The organism is Xenorhabdus stockiae (assembly GCF_002632825.1).
GTDB lineage: Bacteria > Pseudomonadota > Gammaproteobacteria > Enterobacterales > Enterobacteriaceae > Xenorhabdus > Xenorhabdus stockiae.
On the sequence record NZ_NJAJ01000001.1, the window covers coordinates 30,816 to 46,048 of the forward strand.

Annotated in this window: 11 protein-coding genes; 4 read left to right on the forward strand and 7 right to left on the reverse strand. The window is 45.5% G+C overall.

Annotation, left to right across the window (positions count from 1 at the left end):
• Positions 1 to 61 precede the first annotated feature (61 nt).
• The 7 genes from Xsto_RS00130 to menF form a co-directional block, all read right to left on the reverse strand.
• Positions 62 to 604, reverse strand: a complete 543-nt coding sequence (locus tag Xsto_RS00130; protein WP_099108356.1) for a YfaZ family outer membrane protein — start codon at positions 602 to 604, stop codon at positions 62 to 64.
• A 108-nt stretch (positions 605 to 712) separates the two neighbouring features.
• Positions 713 to 2,131, reverse strand: a complete 1,419-nt coding sequence (gene menE / locus Xsto_RS00135; RefSeq protein WP_099123711.1) for an o-succinylbenzoate--CoA ligase — start codon at positions 2,129 to 2,131, stop codon at positions 713 to 715.
• Entirely contained in the window at positions 2,122 to 3,117 is a 996-nt protein-coding gene (menC, locus tag Xsto_RS00140; protein WP_099123712.1) for an o-succinylbenzoate synthase, read from the reverse strand. Before menC ends, menE begins: the two co-directional genes overlap by 10 nt.
• A complete protein-coding gene (gene menB, locus Xsto_RS00145) occupies positions 3,117 to 3,974 on the reverse strand; it encodes a 1,4-dihydroxy-2-naphthoyl-CoA synthase (protein ID WP_099108358.1) in 858 nt (285 codons plus the stop codon). Before menB ends, menC begins: the two co-directional genes overlap by 1 nt.
• Positions 3,975 to 3,986: 12 nt before the next feature.
• A complete protein-coding gene (menH, locus tag Xsto_RS00150; RefSeq protein ID WP_169926564.1) occupies positions 3,987 to 4,775 on the reverse strand; it encodes a 2-succinyl-6-hydroxy-2,4-cyclohexadiene-1-carboxylate synthase in 789 nt (262 codons plus the stop codon).
• Positions 4,772 to 6,481 carry a 2-succinyl-5-enolpyruvyl-6-hydroxy-3-cyclohexene-1-carboxylic-acid synthase gene (menD, locus tag Xsto_RS00155; RefSeq protein ID WP_099123714.1) on the reverse strand — a complete coding sequence of 570 codons (1,710 nt, stop codon included), beginning with the start codon at positions 6,479 to 6,481 and terminating at the stop codon, positions 4,772 to 4,774. The genes menH and menD overlap by 4 nt, the downstream gene beginning before the upstream one ends.
• 156 nt (positions 6,482 to 6,637) lie before the next feature.
• Positions 6,638 to 7,948: an isochorismate synthase MenF gene (gene menF / locus Xsto_RS00160; RefSeq protein ID WP_244590304.1), complete on the reverse strand. Its 1,311-nt coding sequence runs from the start codon at positions 7,946 to 7,948 to the stop codon at positions 6,638 to 6,640.
• 758 nt (positions 7,949 to 8,706) lie between these two features.
• Between menF and pgaA the strand changes: the two genes are divergently transcribed.
• The 4 genes from pgaA to pgaD are packed head-to-tail and all read left to right on the forward strand — an operon-like array spanning position 8,707 to position 14,995.
• On the forward strand, positions 8,707 to 11,208 hold the full coding sequence (gene pgaA / locus Xsto_RS00165) for a poly-beta-1,6 N-acetyl-D-glucosamine export porin PgaA (RefSeq protein WP_211284274.1): 2,502 nt from the start codon (positions 8,707 to 8,709) through the stop codon (positions 11,206 to 11,208).
• Positions 11,209 to 11,218: 10 nt separating this feature from the next.
• On the forward strand, positions 11,219 to 13,255 hold the full coding sequence (pgaB, locus tag Xsto_RS00170; protein WP_099123716.1) for a poly-beta-1,6-N-acetyl-D-glucosamine N-deacetylase PgaB: 2,037 nt from the start codon (positions 11,219 to 11,221) through the stop codon (positions 13,253 to 13,255).
• Positions 13,248 to 14,573, forward strand: coding sequence for a poly-beta-1,6-N-acetyl-D-glucosamine synthase (pgaC, locus tag Xsto_RS00175; protein WP_099123717.1), 1,326 nt, complete (start codon positions 13,248 to 13,250; stop codon positions 14,571 to 14,573). The genes pgaB and pgaC overlap by 8 nt, the downstream gene beginning before the upstream one ends.
• A complete protein-coding gene (gene pgaD / locus Xsto_RS00180) occupies positions 14,573 to 14,995 on the forward strand; it encodes a poly-beta-1,6-N-acetyl-D-glucosamine biosynthesis protein PgaD (RefSeq protein ID WP_099123718.1) in 423 nt (140 codons plus the stop codon). The genes pgaC and pgaD overlap by 1 nt, the downstream gene beginning before the upstream one ends.
• Positions 14,996 to 15,233 lie beyond the last annotated feature (238 nt).

A 15,233-nucleotide genomic window follows, 5' to 3' on the forward strand; every position in this document is an offset into this window, starting at 1 on the left:
TACGCCACGTGAGAAAGGCATATCCGCATCCTTATAGATGCGGATAATGTCAGTGGAGATATCAGAAATTCACGCCTGCGCCAATGTAAAAGCCATCTGACACTTTATTACTGCGATCCCCGCCTTTTCCTTTTAGATCAATTACGCGATAACCAGCTTCAACACTCAATGGTCTGAAGAGGAGATAACGGACGCCACCGTTAGCTTCTGTATAAGAGTCAATACCTGAAGTAAAACCTGATGGAGCACCATAAGCTTCACCATATAATGATAGTGATGGTGTTACCGCTACACTGAGACCAACACCAGCAGCTAATGCAGCGCCATCTTTTCCGACTTTTGGCGACAGATAGAGAGCCTTACCGCCAACACTGGCTGTCAGCGGCCCAACAGGCAGAGCAAAGGCCAGTCCCAGACTACCCAACTGACCATTATGATCACTGCGGGCCCAGTTTCCGTTCAGGGAGAACCCCGCATTTTTATCACCAATTCCCGCAGATGTACTGGTATAGTGCTTTCCTGCTTCAACATTTACAGAAATTGCATTTGCTGTACCAGTCATAAAGAGCAGACTAGCAGCACTGACAGCAATAAAACCTTTCATATCATTTCCTTCTTATCTAATTGGTAATTGCCACTACTTGTTGCAAGCCATTTTACTGGAATTTAGTAAATACCATAAACTATAAAATTAATAAACTATCTAGATTAATCAAGATATGCAGGTAACGTATTTTTGCAGTACCCACTGTTTAACCTGCTGTCGTGGAATTTTTATTCCATCATTCTTTAACTGCTCAGGCAGTAAATAACAGGCTACAGGCTGCTGAAATGAAGCAAGTTTATCCGAAAGCCAGCTAGAAAGTGTTGTTGTAAGTTTAGGTGAGTTTGTTTCGATTACCATGACAGGCCGATGCCCAAATTCAGGATCGGGTACAGGAACAACAAAACTTTGCTGAATTTCGGGATGCAGGTTAATGATTCGCTCGATATCTTCCGGCTGGATACCTTCTCCACCGCTGAAAAACTGATTGTCGAGACGCCCGAGAATACACAGTTCATTCCGCTCAAAGACGCCCCGATCACGGGTGGAAAACCAGCCATTTTCGTTAAGCAGAGGCTGTAATTTCCCATCAGACCAATATCCCATCGCAATGCTGTCTGCCCTGATCTGTATCTCATCATCCTGCAAACGGATCTCTTTGCCCGGCAATGGTGTTCCCACCCCCGGTGAACCATCTGCACGCTTTGCGCAGACTGTTGAAGCCATTTCAGTCAGGCCATAACCACACCAGCAGCGAATGCCTAGCGCTCCAGCCTGTTGAACAAGCTCCTGCGGTATCATTGCCCCGCCCAGTAACACATCTTTCAAAGTCTGTTTATATTCATGCGGCTGAGACAGCCAGCGCCATAATTGCGTTGGCACTAAGGAGGCATGAGTACAACCGGATAAAGCCCTGTCCAGAGAGCGCATGTCTTCTAATACCAGCACTGCACCTTTCAGCAACCAGCGCCAGAGTATTCCCTGACCTGAAACATGGTATAAGGGCAGTGATAATAACCAGCGATCATGTGAACCGAAATCTATACAGGAAAGAACGCCCTTTGCACTGGCAAAGTGAGCCTTCATAGAATGCACAACGGCTTTAGGCAGCCCGGAAGATCCTGAAGTCAGGATCATACTGGCCGGGCGATGCTCATCCCATGGAATTAAGTCCCTTGTAACATATTTTCCTGACGTAACTGTAAACTTAGTTTGCCAGTTAAGTTCCGTTGCCTGAATAACCGATGAAGGGGAACCGGTAAAATCAGCCACAAATGCCATATTCAGCCGGGGAAGTAACTCCACCAGCAATGATTCGGGGAGTTGAAGATTCAGTGGCAGTACTCTTGCCCCACATTGTAGGGCCGCAAAGTAACAGAGCAAAAAATCGGTACTATTTTTCCCCCTCAGGATCACTCCACTGCCTTCTGATACCCCCTGTTGCCGGAAACAATCTGCAATAGTATTAATTTTTGTCGCTAGCTGCTGCCATGTCAGGGGTTTTCCATACAACAAGGCAGCTTGTTTTTCCGGAGCACAAACCGCCCAATGATGCCAAGGCCATTGGTTAAACGACGCTAATGACATTCATGGCTCCATGCGATTTCCAGTTTATCTGATTCGAGGCAAGGAATGTCACTGTCTGGCCAGCAACGAATAAGTTGTGACCGGATCAAATTCAGAGTATCTAATCCCGGGAGTGTATTCGGCGTTAGCCAGTGTGCTAAACGGGCCAGTTGCGTCAGACCAAAACTGGTTTCAATACTTGAGCTTATAACAGCTTCCAATCCTGCCTGATGAGCTTCAGTAATTAATTGACGGCAACGGTCAATACTGCCAACCAAAGTTGGCTTGATGATAATAGCAGCAACACCGGCTTCAGCTTTTACCGTGAAACTGTCTTCCCGGACACTTTCATCCCATGCGATAGCAATACCGGTTTCGCGAGCAAAATCCAGTGACTCTTCACGGGTTTTGCAAGGTTCTTCGATGAAAGCAATACGCTGGCGATAATCCGGATTGACATACTTGGCAAATCCATCCGCTTTAGTGCGTGTCCAACTGCGGTTAGCATCCAGTCTTAGCCGGAGTTCAGGCACAGCTTCCAACAAAACATTAGCAACCATGCCATCCCGTACAGCCTCGTATAAACCTACTTTCACTTTCGCAATTTTCTGTCCGGCCATTTTCCCCAGATGCAGGATCACATCATCAGGATCGCCGGTACATAATGGTGCTTTGCGATAGTCAGCTTCTTCCGGCAATTCCCCCCGCAATTCAGCAAGCGCACAACTGATACCAAATGCAACAGAAGGTAATTCACTCTGTTCCGGTTCTTTCTCTGCGCCTTTTCCTGCCTGACACCAGCGCGTTAACCACGCTACTGCGGCTTGTTCTGTCTGCTCAAGTGTTTCACGGCTGAATTCCGGCAGCGGAGCAATTTCTCCCCAGCCGTGTTCCTCATTTTCCTGTATATGAACCAGAAAACCATCGCGGGTTTTCAGGCGCTGATAACGCAGGATAACACCTGCCTCCATCGGCAGGCTGTAATGATAAAGAGTTGCTTTACGCATCATGGGTTACGTTTGAATTTACTGAAATCAGGGTGACGTTTTTCATTGAATGCGTTACGCCCTTCCTGCCCTTCTTCAGTCATATAAAACAGCATGGTGGCGTTCCCGGCCAACTCCTGCAAACCCGCCTGTCCATCACAATCTGCATTCAGGGCAGCTTTCAGGCAACGCAGCGCCATCGGGCTGTTTTCCAGCATTTCACGGCACCAGCGTACAGTTTCTTTCTCCAGCTCAGCATAAGGAACGACAGTATTAACTAATCCCATATCAAGCGCTTCCTGAGCATTGTACTGGCGGCACAGGAACCAGATTTCGCGGGCTTTCTTCTGTCCGACTATCCGGGCCATATAAGATGCACCCCATCCACCATCAAAAGAGCCGACTTTAGGGCCGGTTTGTCCAAAAATCGCATTATCTGCGGCAATGGTCAGATCGCACATCAGATGCAGAACATGCCCGCCACCAATGGAATATCCGGCAACCATAGCAACAACTGGTTTTGGACAGGTACGAATCTGACGCTGGAAATCCAGTACATTCAGATGATGTGTTCCCATATCATCCTGATAACCACCATAATCGCCCCGGATCTTCTGATCGCCGCCAGCACAGAAGGCTTTTTCTCCCATTCCGGTCAGAATAATTGTGCCGATGCTATCGTCATAACGTGCATCTGCCAGAGCCTGAATCATCTCTTTAACTGTCAGAGGACGAAAGGCATTGCGCACTTGTGGGCGATTGATTGTGATTTTAGCGATACCATCAGTAGATTTATGATAAAGAATATCTTCAAATCCATTAGAACAGTCTTGCCAGTCAATCGGCGCATATAATTTTTCTTCGCATGGGTAGAGCATTATTAAACGTCCTTAGCCAAAAAGTGATAAAAAGTGGTTCACTGCGGCTGAAAAACCCGCAGGATTACTACTGTGGACATTATGTCCAGACTGAGAAATTATTTTTAATGGCAATGCAAACTGTTGCGCTATGCCCTTAAATTTCTGATCATGTTCACCGCATAAATAAATAAAAGGCACTGCCAGTTTTTGTAATTCCGGGAGCAGATACGGCTGGTGCCCAAGTGAGGTATTTTCCAGCAGATCTGCAATACTACTGCCCCTGTTCTGGCTACGGATCTGAATAAGCCTGAGACGTTGCGCCTCAGGTAAATCCGCAAATACAGGCTGTTGATACCAATCCGCTAAAACTGCCGCTATAGGTTCTGAACGGAAGCGCTGTGCCCAGTTTTTATCATGTAATAATCTGGCTTCACGTTCCTCTTGGGATAATAGCCCCGGGTTTCCACCTTCCACCAGAATCCCCCTTAACCCCTGCACAGCCTGAGCTTGAGTTGCGTGATACATAGCAATCCGGCCACCGAGTGAGTAACCAATTAACCAATAATCATGGATCTGATACGCAAGTAATGTTTTGCTCAGCAGAGCATTCATCTCTGCAAGACCATCTTTAGCAAAAACATTCACAAGCGGCATATCGGCAGAATGACCATGACCGGGCAAATCAATGACCAAAGAAGGATACTGGTTGCAGGCACTGATAATGGGCTGCCATTCATGGCCACATCCCAGCAGACCATGCAACCAAACCAGCCATGGGCCTTGTTTGTCCGTATTGAATGTCTGACAGGCCAGCTTCATAGTTCCGCCACTTGTTTCAGTAACGTTTGCAGGCACATCGCACCTTCATTACCTGTCACATTTAATTCCACAACCCTGGTAGCATTTTGCAGCCATGCCCGTTCAACAGCCTGTTTTAACTCAGGCCAACTTTGTGGAGCGCTATAATTCAGGCCAAACATAGCCGCAGCAGGATTAAAACTGATATTTTGCGGCATACAGTAAAACTGCTGGCGTGCTTCCTGTGGTGTAGGTAGTAATGAAAAAATCTGACCGCCGTTATTATTGACGATAATCAGTACCATCGGTGATGAAACTTCCCGCAATAAAGCCAGACTGTTCAGATCATAAAGTGCCGAAATATCACCGATAATCGCCAGCGTGGGCTTACCGGTTGCCCGTTGTACTCCGGCTGAAGTTGCAATTAACCCGTCAATGCCACTGGCTCCACGATTACTGTAAACCGGATAACCGACAGGAAGTTGCCCCAGCGCATCAATCAGGCGAACAATCAGACTATTGCCAACAAATAGTTGCCCCTCTTCCGGTAATAACTGATGCAACTGATGGGCAACCGCAGCCTCACTGAATTTACCCGACAGTTTTTCAGCCACGCATTCCGATGCCTTTTCTGACCATATTTTCAGTTCATTCGCCCAAAAAGCATTAGGGTGATCTATATGTGTAGGATGCTCTTGTAACCACGCCGCGATATCACAGGTAAATTTGCGTCCCTGATGATTGGCAGGATCAAGCCTTCCCGCAATAGAATCGATAATCCAATATTCCTCTGGCTGACATGCTGCCTGCCACTGCAATAGTCTCTTTCCGGTCAGGCTGGAACCAAACTGAATAACCAGCTCGCCTTGTGCCAGAATTTCTGGTGTACGAGGGTGATTCAACCACAAATCAGCACAAGGCAAAGGCTGGCCTGTCTGAGACAAGACATCACCAATTAATGGCCATCCCATGTCTTTTGCCCACTGTGCAACAAGCTGCCCCTCTTCAGCGCGCATTCTCCCTGCCAGAACAACCCCCCGTTTTTGTCGCCAACAATTCCAGTCAGTAACTTTGGTTGTCACGGTCATCATCGATTGCCGAAGCCACGGCTGATCCCCCTGCCACCAGTCTCCCAGAGTCTGTAACCATGACTGGTATTTATCATCATCACCATACAAAGGCTCTGCAAAAGGGCAGTTAATATGCAGCCCTCCCTGCCTGAGATTAGACATCGCATTATCAATAACAGAGACCAGCCAGCCGGCTGAAATATCCGTGGTTGGGCGCGGCAAAGTGAGTGTTTGTGACGGATGTGAGGCAAAAATACCGTGCTGACGTATAGCCTGATTCGCACCACAGTCAATCAGCTCCGGAGGTCTGTCTGCGGTGAGAAATACCAGCCGTTCTCCGGTTAAACCCGCTTCAATCAGCGAAGGATAGAGATTGGCAACTGCGGTTCCTGATGTCACGATGACAGCAACGGGCTCCCCGCTCGCTTTTGCCAGCCCCAGTGCCAGATGGCCTAACCCTCTCTCATCAAAGTGAGTGTGGCATATCAGCTTACTGTTCTGGGCAGCAGCTTTCTTTACAACGGAAAGTTTTACAACGGAAAGTGTCAGTGGAGTAGAACGGGAGCCGGGTGCAATACACACATGACGCAAACCGTGGCGGGTCAATGCTTCCAGTAAAAGTTCCGCCCAACGACGGTTCAGTGCGCTGTTTGACATAAGATGTTCGAAACTTATTTAAAAAGAAAACTCATTATTTAATAAAATGAATTATATAAGATATTCGCCGTTCTCATTCCCTTAAAAACACTTTCCTTGTGATAGTTCAAAGAAATATCATTTTATTGACAATACTCCATGCATCATTTCATGCAGCTATTCCATAGATAAATTACTGAGCAATGAGCGTAACCCTGCTGCCTTATTCTCAATTTCTATCCATTCTTGTTCAGGATCTGAGCCGGAAACAATCCCTGCCCCGGCATACAATGACAATAAAGCGCCATCTATGTACGCGCACCGCAGCGAAACGGCAAATTCACTCTGCTCAAGTCCCAAATACCCGGCAGATCCGGCATACCACCCCCGGCGAAAAGGTTCATTCTCAGCCAAAAACTGCCGGGCGGCTTCTCGTGGCAAACCGGCAACAGCAGCGGTTGGTTGTAAACGACTCAGGCAATCACTGTCCGAGACCTGATTTAAAAAACCATTAATATGTCTGCGCAGATGTTGTACTTTACGTAAACGAATAACATCAGGTGGAGCAACATCGATTGCTGTCACACCTCCCTGTAAACGCTGGCAAATATCATCCACCACAATCAAATTTTCATGCTGGTTCTTTTTATCCTTTAATAACCATTGCCCCAGCTCTTTTGCTTTTTGGTCATCATCAGAATTTATTGTTGTTCCCGCCAGAGCTTCAGTAAATAACTGTAGCTGGTGGCGGTAATAGAGCCGTTCAGGCGTAGAAGCGAGGAAGGCCTGTGTATCACTGAAAGCAAGCATGAAGTGATAACAGTGATGATTCACCTCACGGCTGGCCGCCATAAATTGGCCTGCTTGCAAAGGCATATCCAGCATGAGTTCTGTTTTGCGGGCCATTACCACTTTTTCCATTTTTTTGCGGGTAATGGCATCCAGAGCCTGCTCCATCAGTGTATTCCACTGCTCACTTTCAGGCCGATGCGTGGTATTTAAAATCGTTACTCGTGATGATTGAAATGGCTGGTGGGGTGCAATTTTTCGGAGAAACGCGTAAATATTATCGATGTCAGCCTGCCCATCAATATTCAGATATAAATAAGTGGCCTTATGACAGCGACGTATTTCTATTCTTGGCAAGAACAGATAACTTTCTTCATTATCTGTATTTTCTTCCTTTTCCCACGCGTTCAAGCCCCAAATACGCATTTGAGGAAATTGAGCATGTTGATTTAAGAAATTTTCTGCTTGAGTGGCATCCCTGAAGAGGCGGATTTGCCCACAGGCAACAACTTCTTCGTGTCCATCACGATGTTGCCAGTAAAATTGAGGGTAATGCGGCTGAGCAGCCAACCATTCCAGCCAGTCAGTATCATCGGTTACAGAAAGAGGAAAACTGAACGATTGAATACCCACTTCGCTAACATTTTTGGTTCTGAGAGTTTCGCATACATTAGCGATGATACTGGCAATCTGATCCACAACTTCCCTCACTAACAACATAATAAAAGGCAGGATTATACGAACCAGCCGGAATTATTAAAGCACTTATTGTTTGTATGGTTGCTACTAAGGTTAATTTCAGAAAAGGCATTCCATGTTAAATTCGCTATTCTTTACCGAGTTTCTGTGTTTTTTGATCAAAAAAATCGTACACAATATTATTCATTCAAATGGATAAAACCATCGATAATGCATCACTCCTCGAAGATAAAAGATGTTTTATTTTAAAAATAAACAACACAAAGCCTAAACACCACATTTAATTATAAAAATGGATATTTTTTATAAAATAACCGTCACAAAATAATATAGACCTCATTCGGAAAATTGATGAAGATAAAAGTGGGAAAAATACAATCACGACTTACTAAAAGCAGTAAAACGAATCATCAATAAAGAATATCAATACTGTTAATAAATATATTTTATCAGCTCTGAATTTAATGGATTTATTTAATTAAAAAATACCATAAGAAAAATCTTAAAATAATAAGGCATTGATTTTAATATTAATTAAATTATTACCAATAAATGTAACAATACGATATTACTTATTCTAAGTGTAATTATATTTTATTTATTGATTTTCATGAATTACCCATTGATATAAAGTCACGCAATACGTATTATTTCGCCTCTTCAAAAATGAAGAAACAAAAATTTTTTCTTAATCTAAATTCAACTTTACTTCGTCTGATTCTGCTGTTTTCTAAATAAGCAGTATAAAAGGGGATGTCGTGCTATATCTTTATTTTAAGCCGATAGGCTTTCATAGATATCGGTATAAACTATTATCGTTATTCGTATCACTAAGTTGTCTAATAACGTCAGAAGCCGCAAAAGCGGATTATGACGAGTTAATCCTGCAAGCCAGAAATGGCAATACCATCCCCATGCTTGAATATATTCGTCAAGAAGAAAAGCGGCGGAAACTTTCGTCTTCTCAGGTTGCTGACTGGTTACAAATTGCAGGCTGGGCCGGGCGAGATAATGAAGTGATTGGACTTTGGCAACGCTATTATTCTATGGAATTACCAGCCAGAGGTATTGCTGCCGCAGCGCGTTCTTATCGCAATCAGCGCCAATGGACACAATCCGTCCAATTATGGCATCTGGCTTCTGTCCTTGAAGAACAAAACCACGATCTAAAAGCAGGCCTGATTATGACGCTGGCAGATGCCAAGCGAGACAGTGAGGCTCGGCAGCTGGCAAAAAGGTTACTGGCACAACATCCCAATGCCGCTAATTACCGTTTAATGGCCTATGTTGATGAAGCAGCCGGTCGCACATGGGATGCCATGCAAATGCTCTCCACCGCCCATGAGCGTTTCCCTAATGATAAAAATACCACTCACGATTATCTGTTCAGTCTGAAAAACAACCGTATCAATGGCCCAGCATGGCTTTTAGAACAACAAAATTCCTCTAAATTACAGTTATCCCCGGGTCAACAACGCAGGCTGGAAGCCGATGCAGCGGCTGAATTAGTTCGTCTTGCCATAATCCCTAATCGCAGTGAAACAGAGCGGTTTGATATTGCTGACAAAGCACTTGTCCGTTATGAGCATATGCTAAATGAGTGGCGTGAACAGCCAGATGCCCAACAGGATTACCGACGTGCCCGAATTGATCGCCTTGGGGCATTACTCGCCCGTTTCCGGACACAGGAACTTATTGAAGAATATTTACGCCTGCAACAGCCTTCATCAACAGAAGAAAACACAGAAATACCGGATTATGCCCATAAATGGGCTGCGGCGGCCTATCTGAATCTTCGCCAGCCAGATAAAGCAAGGAACATTCTGCGCCCGCTGAGTTACCCGAACGGGAAATACCCTGATAAAGGAATTCCGACTTCCCATATCACACTGGAAGATGACAGCGTTCTTTTTTATTCCGATGTGGAAAGTGAGCACCTAAATGAAGCCCAAAAACTCGCTGCCAATATCAAACAACGTAATGTTTATATGGTGAATGTTTACGGCTCTCCAATCCGGGTTCCTAATGACGGCTGGCTGCAAGGGCAACAATTTCTGGCGGAATCAGCGCAACTTAATGAAGATTTACCTGAGGCAGAAAAACGTTTTACGCATTTAGCCCGTACAGCTCCCTCCAACCAAAAATTGCGTCTCGATTTGGCGGCAATCTGGCTGGATCGAGGCTGGCCTCGTCGGGCAGAAAGTGAGTTAAAACAGGCTGAAGGGCTTGATCACCGTAATTTATCACTGGAAATCCAGCAAGGTTATACCGCTTTAGCTCTACAAGAGTGGAAACAGGTTGATTTACTGGCAGATGATGTCACCTCCCGCACACCAGAGAATGTACTGGGTAAACGTTTTAACCGCCTGCGCAATGTTCATCATATGTCAGAGCTGCGTGTCAGGGTTAATCAGGGCATTGATTCAGACAGCCCCACCAGCGGTAAAAGCAGTTCAGACATTGATGCGGTTATTTATAGCCCGCCCATTAACGATAACTGGCGTCTGTTTGCCGGTGGTGCATATAACCGCGCTCAGTTCAGCGAAGGCCGTGGATTAAACCGTGATTTACGTGGTGGTTTAGAATGGCGGGCACGGGATATCTGGCTGGAGGGTGAAGTTTCTGGCCGGAATTATCGTCATGGCAATAAGGTCGGCCTGCGTTTTACCGGCTGGTACGATTTTAATGATGAATGGCGTCTGGGTGGATCAGCAGAACGGCTGGCACGGAACACTCCCTTGCGAGCATTAACCAATAATATTTACGCTAATGGCGGGCAAATCTATAGCCGCTGGAGATACAGCGAACGCAGCCAGTGGAGTGCCAGTTTTGCACCTTCCTTTTTTTCCGATGGTAATAACCGGTTTGCTTATACCATTAACGGAATGCAACGCATCTATACCGCTCCTTATCTGAAACTCGATGCAACTTTGGAAGTCGGTACAACACATAACAGCAAGCAAGATACCCCTTATTTCAATCCCAAAAATGATTTTACCCTGCTTCCGGCGCTGGAAGCGGATCACATCATTTATCGGCATTATCAGACCGTCTGGAGCCAGCAACTCACGGCAGGTATCGGCGAGTACTGGCAGAAAGATTATGGCGGAGGGCTGATAACTACGGTCAGTTATGGGCAACGTATTAAGTGGAATGATGTTGTGGATGCAGGCGTACGGCTCACGCTGGATAAACGCCCTTATGACGGTAGACGTGAAAAAAACCTGCAAGCTGCTTTTGATTTAACGTATCGGTTCTAAAGGATTTTCTATGACTTTTAACGTAATTCGCTATTGGTTAATGATTTCAGCTTTGCTGGTTAGCCTGCTTATTTCTCAACTCAGTGTCATGGCCCACGCCGGAAAGCCTGATTTCGTTCCACCGGCGGAACGCCCTTTATCGATGAACGAACGCCCCTGGCCCCATAACAGTTTTGTCGTGCTGGCTTATCATGATGTTGAAGATGATGGTGCTGACCAACGTTTTATGTCCGTCCGTACCAGTGCGCTGAATGATCAATTTGCCTGGCTGCACGCCAATGGTTATCAACCAATTACCGTTGATCAGATCCTCGTGGCTAATCAGGGAGGAACACCACTACCACCTAAAGCCGTACTACTCACTTTTGATGACGGTTACAGCAGTTTCTATCACCGCGTATTTCCTTTACTGAAAGCCTATAACTGGCCTGCTATTCTGGCTCCCGTCGGTATTTGGGTTGATGCTCCCGCAGGAAAGCCGGTAAATTTTGGTGGACTGAAAGTACCGCGGGAACGTTTTACCACCTGGGCACAGGTTGCCGAAATGTCCCGCTCCGGTCTGGTGGAAATTGGTTCACATACTTATCAGCATCATTACGGTGCTCTTGGTAATCCACAGGGGAATACCGAACCTGCCGCTGCCACCCGAATCTATGATCCCAAAACAGGCAAATATGAAACTGAAAAGGCATTCCGTCAGCGTATGGAGCGGGATGTCAGGACAATCACGCAGCGGATCATCTCTGCTACAGGTAAAAAGCCGCGTGTCTGGGTCTGGCCTTACGGAATTGACAGTGGTGTCACGCTGGATATAGCAAAGCAGCACGGCTATAAACTGGCTTTGACTCTCGATACCGGTCTGGCTAATGCCAAAAATCTGGATAATGTTCCGCGGATCTTGCTGACAAATAACCCAACACTGAAAGAGTTCGCGGAACAGGTTATTCAGGTTCAGAATAAATTCCCGCTGCGTATCGCCCATATTGATCTGGATTATGTTTATGATCCTGACCCTGTTCAGCAGGCAAGTAATCTCGACAAACTGGTGCAGCGTGTTGCCGACCTCGGTATTAACACGGTTTTCCTACAGGCTTTTGCAGATCCTACCGGCGATGGCACTGTACGTGAACTTTACTTCCCTAATCGCTGGTTACCAATGCGGGCCGATTTATTTAACCGGGTTTCCTGGCAGATACACAGCCGGTTAAATATTGATGTTTACGCATGGATGCCGGTTCTGGCATTTGAATTAGAGCCTTCCCTGCCCCGCGTATTGAGCTATGACAAAAATAGCGGTGAGTTATCCGTAAACAAAGCACAATACCGTCGGTTATCGCCTTATAACCTAGAAAACCGCCGCAGAATTAAAGAGATTTATCAGGATTTAGCTGCTCATTCCATTTTTCAGGGTGTGCTGTATCACGATGATGCCATCATGTCAGATTTTGAGGATGCCGGCCTGGATGCAATCAGGGTTTATCAGCGGGAGGGTTTTCCGGCCTCCATTGCCGAAATTCGTCAGGACCCAGAACAATTCGCCCGCTGGAGCCGCTTCAAAAGCCGATACCTGACCGATTTCACTCAGGAACTCACTGAAGCTATCAAATCTGTCCGGGGTTATCAGGTAAAAACTGCCCGTAATATTTTTGCGCTGCCGATTCTGGAACCGGACAGCGAAGAGTGGTTTGCCCAGAATTTGGATGATTTTCTTGCCCATTATGACTGGGTTGCCCCGATGGCAATGCCATTAATGGAAAATATCCCACTGTCAAAAAGTAATCAGTGGCTATCCCGTTTAGTGAAAGCTGTCGGTCAGCGCCCGGATGCTCTGAGTAAAACGGTATTTGAACTGCAAGCCGTAGACTGGCGCAAACCATCCAATAAAAGAATGATATCAGGCGAACAACTCGCTGAATGGATGCGCCAGTTACAGCTGAATGGTGCCCAAAATTTTGGTTACTACCCTGATGACTTTATTAATAATCAACCAGAAATGAACTCGATCCGTCCTGTTCTTTCCTCAGAATGGTATCCACTCAATGATTGATCGTATTCTTGCTTTTATTGTGCTCTGTATTGTTTTGAGTATTCCCATCGGTATTGCCGTCACCTTTACCGGTGAAGTTATGCTGAACTTTGTGTTTTTCTGGCCCCTGTTTATGTCTGCCATCTGGATTTCAGGTGGGGTTTATTTCTGGTTTTATCGTGAAAGACATTGGAAACAAAGTGATGAGCCGCCCCATCTGGACGGCGAGCCTCTGATATCCATTTTGATCCCCTGTTATAACGAAGGCCCGAATGTGCGTGAGACACTACAGGCAGCACTGAATCAGCGCTACTCCAATATTGAAGTGATCGCAATCAATGACGGTTCAACCGACAGCACCACCCATGAACTTAATGATATGGCGAAACAGCATAGCGCCCTGAGAGTGATACATCTGAAACAGAATCAGGGGAAAGCCACCGCGCTTCAGGCCGGAGCTGCTGCTGCCAACAGTGATTATCTGGTTTGTATTGATGGTGATGCTCTGTTAGATCGTGATGCTGCTGTATGGATGGTGAAACCGATGATTGACCATCCCCGTGTAGGTGCAGTGACCGGTAACCCTCGGATCCGTACCCGCTCTACTCTGGTTGGCCGAATTCAGGTAGGTGAATTTTCTTCTATCATTGGCCTTATCAAACGTACTCAGCGGATTTACGGTCAGGTGTTTACCGTTTCCGGTGTGGTTGCTGCTTTTAACCGCCGTGCTCTTGCCGATGTGGGTTATTGGAGCAACGACATGATTACAGAAGATATTGATGTCAGCTGGAAACTACAATTACGTCATTGGTCCGTCTTCTTTGAGCCTCGGGCTATCTGCTGGATCCTGATGCCGGAAACGCTTCGTGGATTATGGAAACAGAGATTACGCTGGGCGCAGGGTGGAGCAGAAGTCTTTCTCAAAAACCTGCGGAAACTCTGGGCATGGGAATATCGCCGTATGTGGGTTTTATTTGCCGAATTCTGCTGTTCGGTAATCTGGTCATTTACCTTTGCCCTTTCGATTATATTGTTTTTCCTCGGCATGTTTATCACATTACCTGAAACCATTCGGGTTTATACCCTCTTCCCGCCCGGCTATACCGGATTGGTATTAGCCGCAACCTGTCTGATTCAGTTTACTGTCAGCCTGTTAATTGAACGTCGCTATGAAAAACACGTCGCATCATCACTTTTCTGGGTGATCTGGTATCCGGTCGTATATTGGATGCTGAACTTGTTTACGACATTGGTCTCTTTTCCCAAAGTTATGCTTAAAGTCCACCGCAAACGTGCTCGTTGGGAAAGCCCTGATCGTGGAATAGAGAGAATAGAATAATGAAAGATCCTTTAATATTTACAGAACAGAAATTATTACCTCGTCTTATTGATGTCACACTGACTATTTTAGCTTGGTGTGGATTTGTCTATTTGTTTATTTCGGGGTTATTTAATTCGCCCCATCATGGCCCTAAGCCTGTTATGTATATATTCAGTTCGGAATTAAGCTCAATTGCCCTCTATATCATTGTCGCTATATTCAATGCATTTCTTCTGATCGGCTGGGCAAAGTATAATCAAATTCGTTTTCGTATTGAACGCCGTCGCCATCGACCTGCGTTAAACCATGATGAGATTGCAACAAGCTTTTCTTTAGAAGAAAACATAATAGACAGATTGAATCAAGGAAAAGTGTCTGATATTACTTATAATAATCATGGGCACATAATAGGAGTTGCTGAAAACCAAATTAATAAATAAAGGAAATAGTTTTTATAACTCATCCTTCTATTATTTAATATATTTTGCAACCTATCTCATATACGACCATTTACAACCGGTGATTAATGATTTTTGTACAGAATGCCATGATGAGATAGGTTCCATATCCAATATATTTAGAATGACAACCCTGTGATACGGATAGCCATATATTAATAAAAAAAGTAACTGAAATGAGTAAATACAGCCAACAAAGAGGCGACTTGAAAGACTAAGT

Excerpts from the sequence above, each read along its gene's own strand:
- Xsto_RS00130 (WP_099108356.1), bottom strand. The coding sequence starts at position 604 with ATGAAAGGTTTTATTGCTGTCAGTGCTGCTAGTCTGCTCTTTATGACT.
- menE (WP_099123711.1), bottom strand. The coding sequence starts at position 2,131 with ATGTCATTAGCGTCGTTTAACCAATGGCCTTGGCATCATTGGGCGGTT.
- menC (WP_099123712.1), bottom strand. The coding sequence starts at position 3,117 with ATGCGTAAAGCAACTCTTTATCATTACAGCCTGCCGATGGAGGCAGGT.
- menB (WP_099108358.1), bottom strand. The coding sequence starts at position 3,974 with ATGCTCTACCCATGCGAAGAAAAATTATATGCGCCGATTGACTGGCAA.
- menH (WP_169926564.1), bottom strand. The coding sequence starts at position 4,775 with ATGAAGCTGGCCTGTCAGACATTCAATACGGACAAACAAGGCCCATGG.
- menD (WP_099123714.1), bottom strand. The coding sequence starts at position 6,481 with ATGTCAAACAGCGCACTGAACCGTCGTTGGGCGGAACTTTTACTGGAA.
- pgaB (WP_099123716.1), top strand. The coding sequence starts at position 11,219 with ATGACTTTTAACGTAATTCGCTATTGGTTAATGATTTCAGCTTTGCTG.
- pgaC (WP_099123717.1), top strand. The coding sequence starts at position 13,248 with ATGATTGATCGTATTCTTGCTTTTATTGTGCTCTGTATTGTTTTGAGT.
- pgaD (WP_099123718.1), top strand. The coding sequence starts at position 14,573 with ATGAAAGATCCTTTAATATTTACAGAACAGAAATTATTACCTCGTCTT.